The following is a 15180-nucleotide window of genomic DNA, read 5'->3' as shown; positions in this document are numbered from 1 at the left end:
CAGGTTGTGCCGACGTCCAGATTAGCCCCGATCGCCCGGGTGGCTCATGCCGCTTCCGTAGCCTCGCGGCGACGGCACCGCGCCGCTGCAGAACATGGTGCACGGCAACAGTTTCCGTGATCGTATAACTGAGTTATACATGTCTGGTACCGCCGGTCGCAAGCACAAGAGCGCTGGTGGGGTTGTCCTGAAGCGGATGGGACCGGGCTCGCGGACCGGCGGGGAAAGTGAAGTACGCGTTTCCGTCCGAATCCTCTACGTGTACCTAGTAAACTATGTCATCTAACTTCGGTGGTTGCTCCGGCAATGGATCTCTGCGGGACCGACAGCCACCGACCGGGCGAGCGGACGGTGTGCAGTGGTTGATGCGGAAGCGGGCGCGCGGACCGAAGGCGTGATCGGATGACGGGAATTTCCGAAGCGCTCGATCACCTGTGGTCGGCGGCCGAGGATGCGCCGATGGTGCAGTTCGACGGGGAGTGGGTGACCTGGGGGCGCGTGAAGGACCTCGCGCAACGGATCGACACCGCGCTGGCCGAGGCGGGCTGCGGTGAGCGCGGGCGAACGGCGGTGGTCCTCGGCAATCGCCCCGAATCGATAGCGGCCCTGCTGGCGCTGCTGCGGGGTGGTCGAGCCCTGGTCACGCTGAACCCGCTGCAACCGGCGGCGCGGCTGCTCAGCGATCTGCAGGCGACGGGAGTGGGCTACGTGCTCGCCACCGCCGACTACTGGGCGGATCCGGACTTCCGATCCACCGTGCAGCGGCTGGGCGCCTTCGGCTGGCAGATCGACCTGGCCGAGGGCGTCACCGAGCGCAACCGCGGTGACGGTACCGCGGTGATCGGCGCCGACGGTGTGGCCATCGAACTACCCACCTCGGGAACCACCGGGCCGCCCAAGCGAATTCCGTTGTCGCGCCGCCAGCTGGAAGCCTCGCTGGCCGCCGCCCTGCAGCACACCGCGTCGGAGCGCGCCGATCTCCCGCCCGCATTGACGGGGCGGGTCGCGTTGGTGACACTGCCCATCGTGCACATCGGTGGCCTGTGGTCCCTGCTGCAAGCGCTCGTGCAGGCCCGCCCGCTGGTGCTGCTGCGTCGCTTCACCGTCGACGGCTGGCGGCGCGCGGTGAGCGAGCATCGTCCGGCCATCGCCGGGCTGCCGGGTGCGGCGATCCGCTCGGTGCTCGACGCCGATGTCCCCGCGGAGGAGCTGTCGAGCCTGCGGGCCGTCAACGCGGGCACGAGCCCGATCGATCCCGCGCTCGTGGACGCCTTCTACGAGAAGTACGGCATTCCGATCCTGATCGTCTACGGGGCCACCGAGTTCTCCGGCGCGGTCGCGGGCTGGTCGCTCGCGGACTTCCGCAAACAGTGGACCGAGCGCAGGGGCAGTGTGGGCCGGGCGTTCCCCGGTGTGCGGCTCGACGTGGTCGACGAGCAGGGCGCCCCCGCCGCGACCGGGGTCACCGGCAGGCTGCGGGTGTGCACGCCGCAGGCGGGCGGCAACGGGCATGGGGCGTGGGTGACCACCAGCGACCTCGCCCACCTGGACGACGAGGGCTTCCTCTATATCGACGGCCGCGCCGACGACGTGATCATCCGCGGCGGCTTCAAGGTGTCCCCGACGACGGTCGTCCGTGCCCTGCAGGCCCATGAGAGCGTCGCCGATGCCGCGGTCGCCGGAATGCCGCACGAACGGCTCGGCCAGGTTCCGGTGGCCGCGGTCGAGCTGCGCACCGACGTCCGCGTTCCCGAGGACGGCGAGCTGGTGCGCCACTGCCGTGAACGACTGGCACCCTACGAGGTGCCGGTGGCCGTGCACGTCGTGCCCGAACTACCCCGCGGCGCCGCCTTGAAGGTCGACCGGCGCCGGCTGCTGGAGATACTGGAGGATCTGGAGATGCTGGAGGGCACCGACACCCATGCCTGAGAATGACACTCGCGATGCCGCGCCGGTGCTCGTCGAACGCGACGGACACGTCATGGTGCTCACGATCAACCGGCCGCACGTCCGCAACGCGGTCGATCAGGCGGTCGGCACCACCATCGGATACGCCCTCGAGGAAGCCGCGCAGGATTCGGAGGTCCGCGCGGTCGTGCTGACCGGCGCGGGGGACAAGGCCTTCTGCGCGGGCGCCGATCTCGCGGCGCTCTCGCGCGGTGAGGACTTCTACGTCGAGGGCCACGCGTCCTGGGGATTCGGCGGCTACGTCGGGCATTTCATCGACAAGCCGACCATCGCCGCGGTCAACGGCCTGGCCTTCGGCGGCGGCGCGGAACTGGTGCTGGCCAGTGATCTCGTGGTGGCCGTCGAGTCCGCCAAGATCGGTCTGCCCGAGGTGACCCGCGGGCTCATCGCGGGCGCGGGCGGAGCGTTTCGGCTCCCCGAGCAGATCCCGCGCCGCGTCGCCATGCGACTGCTGCTCACCGGCGAGCCGATCACCGCTGTGGAGGCGCAGCGGTGGGGCCTGATCAACGAGGTCGTGCCCGATGGCAAGGCGCTCGAGGTGGCACTGACGCTGGCGCACCGGATCGCCGCGAACGCGCCGCTGGCGGTGTGGGCGACCAAGCGCATCGCCTACGGCGTGGCGGACGGCCGTCCCGAAGGCGAGCGCAGTCGCTGGCGGCACAACCTGGACGAGGTCGAGGCTCTGTTGCGCACCGAGGACGCCGCTGAGGGCCCGCGCGCGTTCACCGAGAAGCGAGAACCGCAGTGGAAGGCACGGTGATCCGATGAGTTCGAGACCGGGACGGGTCGAGGGCAAAGTCGCCCTCATCACCGGCGCGGCGCGCGGGCAGGGCCGCAGTCACGCGGTGCGGCTGGCCGAAGAGGGCGCCGATGTCATCCTGTTCGACATCTGCCACGACATCGAGTCCAACGACTACCCGCTGTCCACCCCCGAAGATCTGGCCGAGGCCGCGCTCGAGGTGGAGAAGACCGGCAGGCGCGCGGTCACCGCCGAGGTCGATGTCCGCGACCGGGCCGCGCTCGCCGCGGCGGTGGCGGCCGCGGTCGCCGAGCTGGGCCGCCTCGACGTGGTGGTCGCCAATGCCGGCATCTGCCCGCTGGGCGAGGGCAAGGAGGTGACGGCCTTCGCCGACGCCCTCGACGTGGACTTCGTCGGCGTGCTCAACACCGTGCACACCGCATTGCCGTATCTGCGCGCGGGCGCGTCGATCATCACGATCGGCTCGATCGCCGGACTGCTGGCGTCGGGTTCCAGCGGCGGACCGGCCGGTCCGGGCGGTGCGGGCTACAACTACGCCAAGCAGCTGGTCGACTCCTACACGATGAAATTGTCGGATCAGCTGGCGCCCCGCTCCATCCGGGCCAACGTCATCCACCCGACCAATGTCGACACGCCCATGCTGCAGAGCCCGGTGATGTATCAGCAGTTCCGGCCCGACCTGGAGAACCCGACCGCCGAGGACGCCGCGGTGGCGTTCCCGGCGATGCAGGCGATGCCCATTCCCTGGGTGGACGCCGCCGATATCTCCCACGCCGTGGTGTATCTGGCCTCCGACGAGTCCCGCTACGTCACCGGCGTGCAATTGAAAGTCGACGCGGGCGCGACCGGAAAACGTCGATGAAAGCGACGGCCGGGTGCACGATGTCCGAGAACGCGAACGCAGTACGAACGAACGGAAGTGGGCCGCGATGAAGCGACTGGTATTCGAGCCGGAGCACGAACAGCTGCGCGAGACCGCGCGGCGGTTCGTGGAGCGCGAAATCGCGCCGAACGCCGAACGCTGGGAACGCGATGGACAGGTCGACCGCGAGGTCTACAAGAAGGCGGGCGAGGCCGGGCTCATCGGCTTCAACATGCCCGAGGAGTACGGCGGCGGGGGAGCGGTCGACGACTTCCGGTTCAATGCCGTGGTCGTCGAGGAGCTGGCCCGCTTCGGCGGGGCGGCCCCCGGCCTGAGCCTGCAGAACGATGTGGTCGGCCCGTATTTCGTCAATCTCGCGAACGACGAGCAGAAGGCCCGCTGGATCCCCGGCATCGCCTCGGGTGAGATCGTGCTCGCCGTCGCGATGAGCGAGCCGGGCGCGGGCAGCGACCTGTCGGCCATCAAGACCACGGCCCGGCTCGACGGCGACCACTACGTGCTCAACGGTGCCAAGACGTTCATCTCCGCCGGCATCAACTCCGACCTGGTGGTCGTGGTGGCGCGCACCGATCCCGATCCCGCCGCCGGCCACAAGGCGTTCTCGCTGCTGGTCGTCGAGCGGGGGATGCCCGGCTTCGAGCGCGGTCGCAAGCTCGACAAAATGGGCCTGAAGGCGCAGGACACCGCGGAACTGCACTTCACCGATGTGCGGGTGCCGAAGGAGAATCTGCTCGGCCAGGAGAACCGCGGCTTCTACCACCTCATGCACAACCTGCCCTCGGAGCGGCTGTCCATCGCGATTTCCGCCGTCGCGGGGGCGCGGTCGATCTTCGAGGAGACGGTCGGCTACGTGCGCGACCGCAAGGCCTTCGGCACGCCGATCGGCTCGTTCCAGGCCAACCGTTTCAGTCTGGCGGAGATGGCGACCGAGCTCGACATCGCCGAGCAGTACGTCGACCGGTGCCTGCGCGCGGTCGTCGACGGCGAATTCACCGCCGTCGACGCGGCCAAGGCCAAATGGTGGTGCACCGAGCTCGCCAAGCAGGTCATCGACCGGTGCCTGCAGCTGCACGGCGGCTACGGCTACATGAACGAGTACCGGGTCGCCAAGGCCTACACCGATTCCCGGATTCAGACCATTTTCGGCGGAACCACGGAGATCATGAAGGATCTGATCGGACGGGACATGGGTTTCTGATCGGAAGACGGCGTTGGGGAGGTACACGATGGCGGGAACGGCCCGGCAGGTGCCGAGGAAAGTTCCTCGGCAGGACCGGTCCCAGCGCATGGTGGAGCGGATTCTGGATTCGTGTGCGCGCCTGCTGATCACCTCGGGCTACGACGGGGTGTCCACGCATCGGATCGTCGCCGACGCGGGCATCAGCCCGGGCAGTCTCTATCAGTACTTCCCCAACAAAGACGCGATCGTCGCCATGACGGTCGAACGCATGATCGGTCAGGTCGCCGAGGGTTTGCTCGGCGCGATGACGCTCGGCGGTGACCTGGATCAGCGAGAACGGGTGCGCGCCGCCGTCGAGGCCGCGCTCGCGGTCACCGAGCAGAACCGCGAGCTCGTGCGAGTGCTCGTCGAGCAGATGCCGCGACTCGGTGGTTCGAACGAGTGGAAAGTCGTGGAGCAGCGGGCCGGGGACCTGGTCGCGGGATATTTCGTCGCGGTGGCCCGGCCCGGCCGGCCCGGTCGGGCCTCGACGGTGGCCTGGATGGCTTTCCAGACCTTCCAGCAGATGATCATTCGCTATGTCCTCGATCGCCCGGCGATTGCTCGCGAGGAGTTCGTGGACGAACTCACCCGGATGCTGACGCTCTTCACCGGGACGCGCGACGCCGGCTGAATCCCCGCGCACGGCGGATTTCCGAGTAACTCGACCGAATCGGCCGAAATGCCGTCGCTTACTAGTCTAACTAGGTAATCTACGACGACGACGGGCACGCGCAGCGCAGCGCAGCCCTCACGGAAGCTGCGGGGCCGCCGGGATGAAACGGCGGCTGTTCGCAATTCGTGAGTCGTACCGGCGCGGTCACAAGGAGTTCAATGGCGATCATTCCCGCTCGGGGAGAGCGTGAGCCGCACGGCGAGCCCGAACGCGCGCCGGAATCGGCTGTCGACGAGGTGACGAACTGGGCGGGCGGCTATCTACGCGGACATCCCGGCGCGGCCCTGGAAACAGTGGGCCACCAATTCGTCCTCGGCGTCCGCGCTTTCCAATATTTGTGCACCGATGTCGTCAAGGGTCGTTTCCCATTCGGCGAATTCGTGCAGCAGGCCGCTTTCATGGCCAGGACGGCCGTGCTGCCGACGTTGCTGGTCGCCATTCCCATCGGCGTCACCCTGTCGATCCAATTCGGCCTGCTGGCCGGCCAGGTCGGCGCGACCTCGCTGGCAGGCGCGGCGAGCGGGCTCACCGTGGTCCGCCAAGGCGCCCCGCTGGTGGCCGCGATCCTGATGGCCTCGGCGGTCGGGTCGGCGATTTGCGCGGATCTCGGCTCGCGGCGAATACGCGAGGAAATCGACGCGCTGGAAGTCATGGGCGTGGAAGTGGTGCGACGGCTCGTCGCGCCTCGTCTCGCCGCCGGAATAGTGGTTGCCATAGCCCTCACCGGATTGACCTGCTTCGCGGGCTTCCTCGCCGGCTATCTGTTCAACACCTATGTGCAGAAGGGCACGCCGGGCAGTTTCGTAGCGACCTTCGCCTCGTTCGCGACGGTCGGCGACTTCGTGCTCACGATGATCAAAGCCTCGGTGTTCGGGGCGATCGTGGCGATCGTCGGCTGTCAGAAAGGGCTGAGCACCAAAGGCGGACCCGCGGGCGTCGCGAATTCGGTGAATGCGACGGTGGTGGCCTCCATTCTGTTGCTGATGATCGTGAACGTCGTGTTCACCCAGGTCTATCAGCTGGTACTGCCACGGCAGGGGTTCTGATGACCATTGCCCAGTACCGTCCCCCCGGCATGCGGCCACTTCTCGTCGCGGGCAAAGCCATCGGACGCCCGATCATGCGCGCCGGGCACATGGTCACCTTCCTGGTGCGCGCGATCCTCGGGCTGCCCGTGACGCTGCTGCACTACAAGCGCGAGTTCGCCCGCGTGCTCTCCGATGTCACCTGGGGCAACGGCTCGATCGTCGTCGGCGGCGGCACGGCGGGCGTGATCATCGTCCTCGGCGCCACCGCGGGCGCGGTCATCGGAATCGAGGGCTACAGCACGCTCGACCTGCTCGGCATGGGCCCGGCCACCGGCTTCATCTCCTCCTTCGCCGCGACGAGGGAGATGGCCCCGGTGATGGCGGCGCTGGCGTTCGCGGCGCAGGCCGGCTGCCGGTTCACCGCGCAGCTGGGCGCCATGCGGATCTCCGAGGAGATCGATGCGATGGAATCACTGGCCATCCGGCCGATCCCGTATCTGGTCGGCACCAGGCTGCTGGCCTCCGTCGTGGCGGTGCTCCCGCTGTACCTGGTGTGCCTGGCGATGAACTACCTGGCGTGCGAGGTTGTCGTCCGGCTGTCGGGGGCGGCCTCGCCCGGCACCTACCTGCACTACTTCACCCTGGTGCTGGAGCCGCGCGATATCGCCTACTCCGTGCTCAAAGCGGTTGTCTTCGTGACCATCACCTCCACCATCCAGTGCTACTACGGCTACTACGCCACCGGCGGGCCGCAGGGCGTCGGCGTGGCGGCCGGGCGCGCGATGCGCACCAGCATCACCGTCATGATCATCGCCAACATGCTGCTGACGATGGCGCTCTGGGGCGTCGAGTCCGGTGCGAGGTTCGGTGGCTGAGATGGCGGATTCGAGCACGGCAGATTCGAGTGGTGTGACATGGCAATAGCATTCGAGACCGACGGTCGCGGGCATTCCAACACCAGCCTGCTGTTCCGGGGCATCGCCTTCTTGGCGGTGGTGGCCGCGCTCGCGGCGTGGATGGTCGCGAAGTTCAACGGCAACCTCGACGATTCGGTCCGGGTGACCGGCCTGATGTCCCAGATCGGCGACGGCCTGCCGCAGAACTCCGACGTCAAGTTCCGCGGCGTCCTGGTGGGATCGGTGCGCGATGTCACGCCTTCCTCCGGTGACGGGCCCAACCAGGTGCACATCGACCTGGATCCGGAACACGCCGCGGGCATTCCGCAGACCGTGACCGCCCGCGTCGTGCCGAGCAACGTCTTCGCGGTGTCCTCGGTGCAACTGGTCGACAACGGGCCCGGCCCGGCGATCCGGGACGGAGCCGACATCCCCGAGGACACCGGGCTCGCGACGGTGCAGTTCCAGACCGCGCTGACCCAGATGCGCGAGATCATCGGCGCGATGAGCCGCAGCGGCACCGATGACACCGTCGGCCTGATCGGCGCGCTCGCACAGGCGACCGATCGCAAGGGCGCCGATCTCGTGCGCGCGGCCGGGCAACTGGAGACCATCGTCACCCGGCTCAACGAGGTCATGGTTCCCGACGGCGGGCCGTCCACCGTGCAGTCCTTGGTCGGCGCCGTCCAGGGACTCGAACAGTCCGCACCCGACCTGCTCGACGCCCTGCATCAGGCAGTCGTGCCGATGAGCACGGTGGCGGAGAAGGACGCGCAGCTGACCGCCTTCCTCTCCGGGGGACTGTCGACCGCGGGCACCATGGCGACCGCGTTCGAGAACAACACCGACCGCATGATCAGGATCTCGACATCGCTGACCCCGGTGATCGGTGTCCTGGCCGACAATTCGGAGCATTTCGTGCCGATCACCACCCGGCTGACCGTCACGGCGCAGAAGTTCTTCGACCACGTCTATCACGCCGATGTCGGCCTGGTGCAGTCGAAGATGATCCTGTCGCTGACGCCTGCCACGCCCTACACCCGAGCGGACTGTCCGCGCTACGGCGAGCTGGCCGGGCCCAGTTGTTTCACCGCGCCGACGACAGCGCCCGAGCAATCGATGCCCGCCGGCATGGATCCTTCCGAACTGATTCTGCCGGAGGGATATTCACCACCGCCCGGGCTGATCGGCGGCAACGTCGGGCCGGTCGGCAGCCCGCAGGAGCTCGCTCAGCTCGCCGAGATCCTCGGTGAGCCGGTGGGTTCGGCGGCGGCCATCCTGCTCGGACCGCTGCTGCGCGGCAATGTCGTGACCATGAGTCCCGCACCCGAGGACGAGGAGGCCGGCCGATGACGCAACGCCGCACCCTGGTCGGGCTGGTCCTGTTCCTCGTGGTGTCCCTCGTGCTGAGCTGGCTGGTTTTCGTCACCCTGCAACGCGGCATCGACGGCTCCACCCGCTCCTATTCGGCGACGTTCACCGACGTCAGCGGCCTGCGCACCGGAGACGACGTGCGAGTCGCCGGTGTGCGGGTCGGACGGGTCGACAAGATCGAGCTCGACGGGACGCTGGCCGCGGTGACCTTCCGGGTCCAGGACGACCAGACGCTGTACACGAACACCAAGGCCGCGGTCACCTACCAGAACGTCATCGGGCAGCGTTATCTCGCGCTGTCGGAGGGGGAGTTCGACGTGCCGGTGGAGAAGTTGAGCGACGGCGGGCGGATCCCGGTCGAACACACCGAACCATCCTTCGACATCGCCGCGATGCTGCACGGCTTCGAGCCGCTGTTCAGCGTGCTCGATCCCGAGCAGGTCGACCGGATCACCGAGACCCTCATCCTGGCGTTGCAGGGCGACACCGGCTCGCTGGCCACCCTGATCGCCCAGACCTCCTCGCTGGCGCAGTCCTTCGCCGGCCCCGACCGGGTGCTCGACGAAGTGATCGTCAACCTGGACTCGGTGCTGCGGACGCTGTCGGCGCAGAGCGGCAACCTGGAGACCGTCATGGCCAGGACCGAGGAGATCTTCACGGCGCTGGCCGCCGAGCGCGACCGGCTGACCGGCTCGATCGACACCATCTCCAGCACCGTCGGCAGCCTGTCGGAGGTGTTCACCGGCATCGACCCGAGCATGCGCGCGCTGCTGGCCCGCGACCCCGGCTTCACCGGGCACATCACCAACAATGCCGAGAGATTCGCCTATCTCTTCTACAACATCCCGGTGGCGCTGAAGGGCTTCGCGCGCTTCACCCAGGACGGCGCCTCCGCCAACGCCTACATCTGCAACCTGAACGTCACCCTCATTCCGGGATTGAGTCATCTGATCCCCGATGTGGTCGCGGGGCTCTCCCCGGACGGCAAGATCCAGCAATCCGCGAAGTGCCGGTGATTCCATGACCTCGCATCCCGAGAAGACAACGGCATCCGACACCATCCGTCGAATCGCCCGATCCGCCGTCGCGACGGTCACCGCCCCGGTCGAGAGGCACGACCCGCTGCGGCTGGGCGCGGTGGCCGTGACCCTGCTCGCGGTGGTCGTCCTCGCAGTGGTGGGGATCAGCCGCATCGGTTTCGGCAAGGTCACCTACGAGGCCGAGTTCGCCCAGGCCGCCCAGCTCACCCCGGGTGACCAGGTCACCACCGCCGGGGTGCCGATCGGCAAGGTCGAGTCGCTGCGGCTGACCGGCGACCGCGTGGTGGTGCGCATGAGCATCGATGGCGACGTGGATCTGGGCGCCGACACCCGCGCCTCGATCAAACTCACCACGCTGCTCGGCTCCCGCTATGTCGACATCGCCCCCGCGGGCACGGGCTCGGTCCCCGATCGACGGATTCCGTTGTCCAACACCTCGGTTCCCTACGATCTGCAGACCGCGCTGCAGAACGCCACCTCCACCTTCGAGCAGGTCGATGCCGACCGGATCGCGACCTCCATGACGGTTCTCGCCGACCAACTCCAGGGCGCGCCCGCGCTCGTCCCGGACATGCTGCACAACATCGAGAACCTCGCGGGCGTGATCGCCGAGCGCCGCGGCCAGATCGGCACCCTGCTGACCAGTACCGAGGAGCTGACCACCGCGATCCGCAACCAGCAGGTCACCCTCGGCCGGATGGTGAACCAGGGGCAGGTCCTGGTGCGCGAACTCGACTCCCGCATCGAGGCGCTGCGCAGGCTGATCGACGCCACCACCACGCTGGTCCAGCGCCTGAACGCGGTGGTGGGGGAGCAACAGCCGCAGATCGTCCAGCTGCTCACCGATCTCGAGCACCTCGTCGGCGCGCTGGCCGCCCGGCAGGACGTGCTGCGCAGCACCCTGGAGATCCTGCCGGTGCCGGTACGCAATTTCACCAACGCGCTGGGCAGCGGGAACGCGCTGGACTTCAACGCTCCCGCGGGCACTCTCGTCGATTCGTGGATGTGCGCGGTCGGCAACCAGGCCCGTTCGATGACGCTGGCCGAGTACTTCAAGGACTGCAAATGAGCACGCCGGCCCGTATCGCCCGTCTGCTGCCCGCCCTGCTGGTGGCCGTGGTCGTGGCCGCCTGTTCGCCGGGTGCGCTGTGGCCCGGCGGAGACGACACACTCACGGTGACCGCCCGGTTCGACAATGCCAACGGCCTCTATGTCGGCAATGCCGTCGACGTGCTGGGTATGCGGGTGGGCCGGGTCAGCGCCATCGACAACCGCGGCGGCTACGTCGAGGTGACGATGGAGATCGACGCCGAGGTGCCCATCCCGGCGACCGCCCAGGCCGTCACGCTGTCGAACTCTGTGCTGACCGACCGGCACGTCGAGCTGACCCCGCCCTATACCGACGGTCCGCGACTGCGCGAGGGCGATCTGATCGGCCTGGACCGAACCAGAACCCCGGTGGAGATCGACCGGGTCCTCGCGATGGTCGGCCGGCTCTCGGTGGAGTTGCAGGGCGACGGCGAAGGACAGGGCCCGGTCGCCGACCTGATCGCGGTCGGCGCGGCGGCCACCGAGGGCAATGGCGTGCTGATGCGCGAGGCACTCGGCAGGCTCGAGGAAGCCCTGCGGCTCAGCTCCGACGGCGGCGCCCAGACCAGCGCCCAGATCACCGCCATCGTCGACAATCTCGGCGCGCTCGCGCAGGCCGCGGCAGCAAACGACGAACTCATCCGCAGCTTCGGCTCCGATCTGGGGTCGCTGATGGAGTTCCTCGCCACCGAAGAACTCGGCACGGGCACGACCGGAGCGCAATTGAACGCATTGCTCGCCCAGACCACCCAGCTGATGCGCGACAACCGGGAGCTGATCCAGAACACCATCGCCGGCAGCGACACCGTCACCCAGGCACTGGCCGACTACCAGCGCGAGCTGGCCGAAGTGCTCGACGTCTCGCCACTGCTGCTGGACAACGCCTACAACGCCGTCGACCAGCAAGCGGGCGCGCTGCGCGTGCACGGCCTGATCGACCGGATGATCCTCGACGGCCAGCTGGTCAAGGAGGTCTGCAACATTCTCGGACTGCGGCATCTGGGTTGCGCGACCGGAACATTGCAGGATTTCGGGCCCGACCTCGGGATGGCCTCGATCCTCACCGCGATGGCGGAGATGCCCCGATGAGCCGCGTGCGCAGGGGCGTGCAGGCCGTGGCCGTGGCGGTGAGCGTCGGGCTGGGCGCCGGCGCGTGCGGCGTCGGGCTGGAGAGCGTCCCGCTGCCCGCGCCCGGCATGTCCTCGGACACCTACGAGCTGACCGCCGTCTTCGTCAACGCGCTCAATCTGCCGCACCGGGCCAAGGTGCGGCTGGCGGGCGGCGATATCGGCGAGGTCGCGGACATGCGCGCCAGCGACTTCCGCGCCGTGGTCACCCTCCGGATCCGCTCGGCCACCCGATTGCCGGTCGGCACCACGGCCGAATTGCGTTCGGCCACACCGCTGGGCGATGTCTACATCGCGCTCACCCCGCCCGCCGACGCCGGTCCGGGGGCCAGGATGCTCGAGGACTCCGACGTCATCCCGGTGGAGTCGACCGCGGCCGCGGCGACCGTGGAGGAAGCCCTGACCACCAGCGCCCTGCTGGTGAACGGCGGCGCGATCCGCGATCTCACCACCCTGGTGAACAACCTCGGCGATGCGGTCGGCGATGACGGCGACCGCGTCGCGGCCCTGATCCAGCAGTCCCGCGATCTGATCGCCACCTTGACCGCGCGTTCCGGCGAGATCACCGATGCGCTGACCGCCACCAGCAGGCTCACCGCCACCCTGGCCGCGCAGGACACGGCGATCTCGGAGTCCATCGCCGCGGCCGGGCCCGCGCTCGGTGTGGTCTCCGCCAACACCGGCCAGCTGCTGCAACTGGTCACCGAGATCGACCGCATCACCACCCAGCTGGCCCGGTTCCCTTCGGTGCAGGGCACCGACACCCGCAGCATGATCGCCGATCTGAACCTTCTCTCCGATGTGTTCAACCAGGCGTCGCTCAACCCGCAGGCCGACCTGAACCTCGTCAACAGCATGCTCGTGCCATTGATCAAGGCCACCAGTTCGACCTCGGCACACGCCAATATCAATATCGAGGGTGTCGCCGTCGGCGCCGTCGGCGATCCGGGACATGCCGCCGACCCCGGTCTGCACGTGCCCGATCTCACCGACTGGGCGCAGATGGTGGGCAGTCTCGAGTACCTGCTGCTCAGGCTGCAGGACCGGTTCGGCGGAGGCGCCCGATGACCGCGAAAGCTGTGCTGGAGGCGCCCGCCCGGGCGCTGGTGTGGACGGTGCGGGCCGGCTCGCGACGCAAACTGTGGTTGTCGGCGGCGGCGCTGGCCGCCACTCTCGTCGTCGGCTGCGTCTACGTCGTGTTCGGCGCACTGCGAATCGACCCGACGACGTCGACCATGCGGGTGCGAGTGCATCTGACCGAGTCCGGCGGCCTGCTGCCCGGGCAGGACGTCACCGTCCGCGGCATCTCCGTGGGGCGGGTCCGGTCGGTGCAGCTCAGCGGCGACGGGGTGGTCGCGGTGGCCGAAATCGACGGAGCCACCCGCATTCCCACCGATTCGAGGGTCAAGGTGGCGGCGCTGTCCGTCGCCGGCGAGCAGTACCTCGACTTCCGCCCGGACACCGAGGCCGGGCCGTACCTGACCGACAATGCCGAGATCGCGGTCGAGAACACCGAGATCCCCCCGTCGCTGCCGACACTGCTCGGCGACCTCAGCGGGACACTCGAGCAGATCGACCCCGAGCGCGTGCAGACCATCGTGCGGGAACTGGGCGTGGAGCCGGGCGGCGTGCGAAAGCTCGAATCACTGCTCAACGGTGGCGTGTTCATGCTCTCGACACTGGACTCGGTGCTGCCGCAGACCGTGGCGCTGCTCGAGACCAGCAAGGTCACCCTCGGCACGCTCGGCGAGGTCGCGCCCGGCATGCGGGCGCTGTCGACCCACGCGAGCGCTGTGCTCGGCGGGATCGCCGCCATGGACGGGGGAGCGCGGCAACTGATCGATCAGGGGCCGGAGGCGCTGCGCGCACTCGACGACATCATCGCCGACAACTCGCCGACCATGGTCCGGCTGCTGGTGAACCTGACCACGGTCGCGGAACTGCACTACGCGCGACTGCCCGCGCTCAACGCACTGTTCCCCGACCATCGCGGCTCGGCGCTCGAGGCCATCGGTTCGACCTTCCGCGACGGCGGGACCTGGGGCATCGTCGATCTCTACATGCGCTACAGCTGCTCCTACGACCTGCCGCGCCTGGCGCCGTCGATCCCCGACTACCCGGAGCCGTACCTCTACACCTACTGCCCGGACCAGGATCCGAGCGTGCTGGTGCGCGGCGCTCGCAATGCGCCGCGTCCGCCCGGCGACGACACCGCCGGCCCGCCGCCCGGCGCGGACCCCCATGCGACGGCCGGTCCGACACCTCTGAGCCCGTACACGATCCCGACGCCGTACGGCGGACCGGACCTCACCCCCGGCAGGTAAGTCGCGTCACCGCGGTATCCACGAAAGGAAGCACATGAAGAGCGACACCGTGACACCCGACGAGGTGTCGGCCGACGCGCCGGGCCCCGCCGAGGCGGAGACCGGCGAGGCCCAGGCCGCGGCCGTCGGCGACGACGAGCCCGCGGATGGCGGCGAATCCGGATCCGGCGCAGTCGAACTCGGCAAGAAGGAGGCCGGCTCCGGCAAGTCCGAGCGCGTCACCGATCGTCCGGACGAGGCGGACCGTGCGTCCGGCGGCGCCGAGGACGGCACCGCGAAGCAGGCGCCGGGTGCGCGTTCGCGAATCCGCGGCCTGCTGACGCCGGTGCTCGCCGTGCTGGTGGTCGCGCTGGCCGTCGCGGTCGGGGTGCTCGGCTGGCAGGTGAACCGGCACAACGAGATCGACGCCGCGGGCCGTGCCGCCCAGGACGCCGCCGAGCGGTACGCGGTGGCGCTGACCAGCATCGACTCCAAGGATCTCGACAGCGATTTCGCCACCGTGCTCGACGGCGCGACGGGCGCGTTCAAGGACATGTACGGTCAGTCCAGCGCCCAGCTGAAGCAATTGCTGATCGACAACAACGCCACCGGCCAAGGCTCCGTGGTGGATTCGGCGATCAAGTCGGCCTCCGAGGACCGGGCCGAGATCCTGCTGTTCGTCGACCAGACGGTCACCAACAGCGCGGCCCCCGAACCGCGCATCGACCGCAGCCGCGTCGTCATGACCATGGAAAAGGTGGACGGCCGCTGGCTGGCCGCCCAGGTCACCCTGCCCTGATCTTCACTACCCGCACCA

Annotated in this window: 14 protein-coding genes; all 14 read left to right on the top strand. The window is 68.6% G+C overall.

Going from position 1 to position 15180, the window contains the following annotated elements; all coding sequences use genetic code 11:
• Positions 1-402: 402 nt before the first annotated feature.
• The 14 genes from ON26_RS28290 (at position 403) to ON26_RS31895 (ending at position 15162) form a co-directional block, all read left to right on the top strand.
• The gene (locus ON26_RS28290) at positions 403-1929 is read left to right on the top strand and encodes a class I adenylate-forming enzyme family protein (protein ID WP_040800914.1); all 1527 of its coding nucleotides are present in this window, start codon (positions 403-405) and stop codon (positions 1927-1929) included.
• Positions 1922-2728: an enoyl-CoA hydratase-related protein gene (locus ON26_RS28285; RefSeq protein WP_051027785.1), complete on the top strand. Its 807-nt coding sequence runs from the start codon at positions 1922-1924 to the stop codon at positions 2726-2728. Before ON26_RS28290 ends, ON26_RS28285 begins: the two co-directional genes overlap by 8 nt.
• 4 nt (positions 2729-2732) lie before the next feature.
• The gene (locus ON26_RS28280; RefSeq protein ID WP_040800913.1) at positions 2733-3590 is read left to right on the top strand and encodes a mycofactocin-coupled SDR family oxidoreductase; all 858 of its coding nucleotides are present in this window, start codon (positions 2733-2735) and stop codon (positions 3588-3590) included.
• Positions 3591-3657: 67 nt separating this feature from the next.
• A complete protein-coding gene (locus tag ON26_RS28275; protein WP_040800923.1) occupies positions 3658-4809 on the top strand; it encodes an acyl-CoA dehydrogenase family protein in 1152 nt (383 codons plus the stop codon).
• Between the two features lie 28 nt (positions 4810-4837).
• A complete protein-coding gene (locus tag ON26_RS28270) occupies positions 4838-5464 on the top strand; it encodes a TetR/AcrR family transcriptional regulator (protein ID WP_083884418.1) in 627 nt (208 codons plus the stop codon).
• Positions 5465-5664: 200 nt separating this feature from the next.
• A complete protein-coding gene (locus ON26_RS28265; protein ID WP_040800911.1) occupies positions 5665-6552 on the top strand; it encodes an MlaE family ABC transporter permease in 888 nt (295 codons plus the stop codon).
• Positions 6552-7409, top strand: a complete 858-nt coding sequence (locus tag ON26_RS28260; protein WP_040800910.1) for an ABC transporter permease — start codon at positions 6552-6554, stop codon at positions 7407-7409. Before ON26_RS28265 ends, ON26_RS28260 begins: the two co-directional genes overlap by 1 nt.
• A gap of 39 nt (positions 7410-7448) precedes the next feature.
• Positions 7449-8783 (top strand): MlaD family protein, encoded by a 1335-nt coding sequence (locus tag ON26_RS28255; RefSeq protein ID WP_040800909.1) that lies wholly within the window; start codon positions 7449-7451, stop codon positions 8781-8783.
• The gene (locus tag ON26_RS28250) at positions 8780-9820 is read left to right on the top strand and encodes an MCE family protein (RefSeq protein ID WP_040800908.1); all 1041 of its coding nucleotides are present in this window, start codon (positions 8780-8782) and stop codon (positions 9818-9820) included. Before ON26_RS28255 ends, ON26_RS28250 begins: the two co-directional genes overlap by 4 nt.
• A 4-nt stretch (positions 9821-9824) precedes the next feature.
• On the top strand, positions 9825-10913 hold the full coding sequence (locus ON26_RS28245) for an MCE family protein (protein ID WP_040800907.1): 1089 nt from the start codon (positions 9825-9827) through the stop codon (positions 10911-10913).
• The gene (locus tag ON26_RS28240; RefSeq protein WP_040800906.1) at positions 10910-12022 is read left to right on the top strand and encodes an MCE family protein; all 1113 of its coding nucleotides are present in this window, start codon (positions 10910-10912) and stop codon (positions 12020-12022) included. The genes ON26_RS28245 and ON26_RS28240 overlap by 4 nt, the downstream gene beginning before the upstream one ends.
• Positions 12019-13128 carry an MlaD family protein gene (locus ON26_RS28235; RefSeq protein WP_040800905.1) on the top strand — a complete coding sequence of 370 codons (1110 nt, stop codon included), beginning with the start codon at positions 12019-12021 and terminating at the stop codon, positions 13126-13128. Before ON26_RS28240 ends, ON26_RS28235 begins: the two co-directional genes overlap by 4 nt.
• Positions 13125-14384, top strand: a complete 1260-nt coding sequence (locus ON26_RS28230) for an MlaD family protein (protein WP_083884417.1) — start codon at positions 13125-13127, stop codon at positions 14382-14384. The genes ON26_RS28235 and ON26_RS28230 overlap by 4 nt, the downstream gene beginning before the upstream one ends.
• A gap of 34 nt (positions 14385-14418) precedes the next feature.
• A complete protein-coding gene (locus tag ON26_RS31895) occupies positions 14419-15162 on the top strand; it encodes an Rv1363c family protein (RefSeq protein WP_051027783.1) in 744 nt (247 codons plus the stop codon).
• The last annotated feature ends 18 nt before the right edge of the window (positions 15163-15180 follow it).

The sequence above is a fragment of the Nocardia higoensis NBRC 100133 genome (assembly GCF_000308595.1).
In the GTDB taxonomy this organism is placed as follows: Bacteria; Actinomycetota; Actinomycetes; order Mycobacteriales; family Mycobacteriaceae; genus Nocardia; species Nocardia higoensis.
Note: the sequence above shows the minus strand (reverse complement) of the source record. Positions and strands in the feature narration are given on the sequence as shown.

Bases quoted from the DNA above. Each gene is read 5' to 3' on its own strand.
- ON26_RS28285 (WP_051027785.1), top strand. From the start codon at position 1,922: ATGCCTGAGAATGACACTCGCGATGCCGCGCCGGTGCTCGTCGAACGC.
- ON26_RS28230 (WP_083884417.1), top strand. From the start codon at position 13,125: ATGACCGCGAAAGCTGTGCTGGAGGCGCCCGCCCGGGCGCTGGTGTGG.
- ON26_RS28265 (WP_040800911.1), top strand. From the start codon at position 5,665: ATGGCGATCATTCCCGCTCGGGGAGAGCGTGAGCCGCACGGCGAGCCC.
- ON26_RS28275 (WP_040800923.1), top strand. From the start codon at position 3,658: ATGAAGCGACTGGTATTCGAGCCGGAGCACGAACAGCTGCGCGAGACC.
- ON26_RS28250 (WP_040800908.1), top strand. From the start codon at position 8,780: ATGACGCAACGCCGCACCCTGGTCGGGCTGGTCCTGTTCCTCGTGGTG.
- ON26_RS31895 (WP_051027783.1), top strand. From the start codon at position 14,419: ATGAAGAGCGACACCGTGACACCCGACGAGGTGTCGGCCGACGCGCCG.
- ON26_RS28235 (WP_040800905.1), top strand. From the start codon at position 12,019: ATGAGCCGCGTGCGCAGGGGCGTGCAGGCCGTGGCCGTGGCGGTGAGC.
- ON26_RS28280 (WP_040800913.1), top strand. From the start codon at position 2,733: ATGAGTTCGAGACCGGGACGGGTCGAGGGCAAAGTCGCCCTCATCACC.
- ON26_RS28245 (WP_040800907.1), top strand. From the start codon at position 9,825: ATGACCTCGCATCCCGAGAAGACAACGGCATCCGACACCATCCGTCGA.
- ON26_RS28240 (WP_040800906.1), top strand. From the start codon at position 10,910: ATGAGCACGCCGGCCCGTATCGCCCGTCTGCTGCCCGCCCTGCTGGTG.
- ON26_RS28260 (WP_040800910.1), top strand. From the start codon at position 6,552: ATGACCATTGCCCAGTACCGTCCCCCCGGCATGCGGCCACTTCTCGTC.
- ON26_RS28290 (WP_040800914.1), top strand. From the start codon at position 403: ATGACGGGAATTTCCGAAGCGCTCGATCACCTGTGGTCGGCGGCCGAG.
- ON26_RS28270 (WP_083884418.1), top strand. From the start codon at position 4,838: ATGGCGGGAACGGCCCGGCAGGTGCCGAGGAAAGTTCCTCGGCAGGAC.
- ON26_RS28255 (WP_040800909.1), top strand. From the start codon at position 7,449: ATGGCAATAGCATTCGAGACCGACGGTCGCGGGCATTCCAACACCAGC.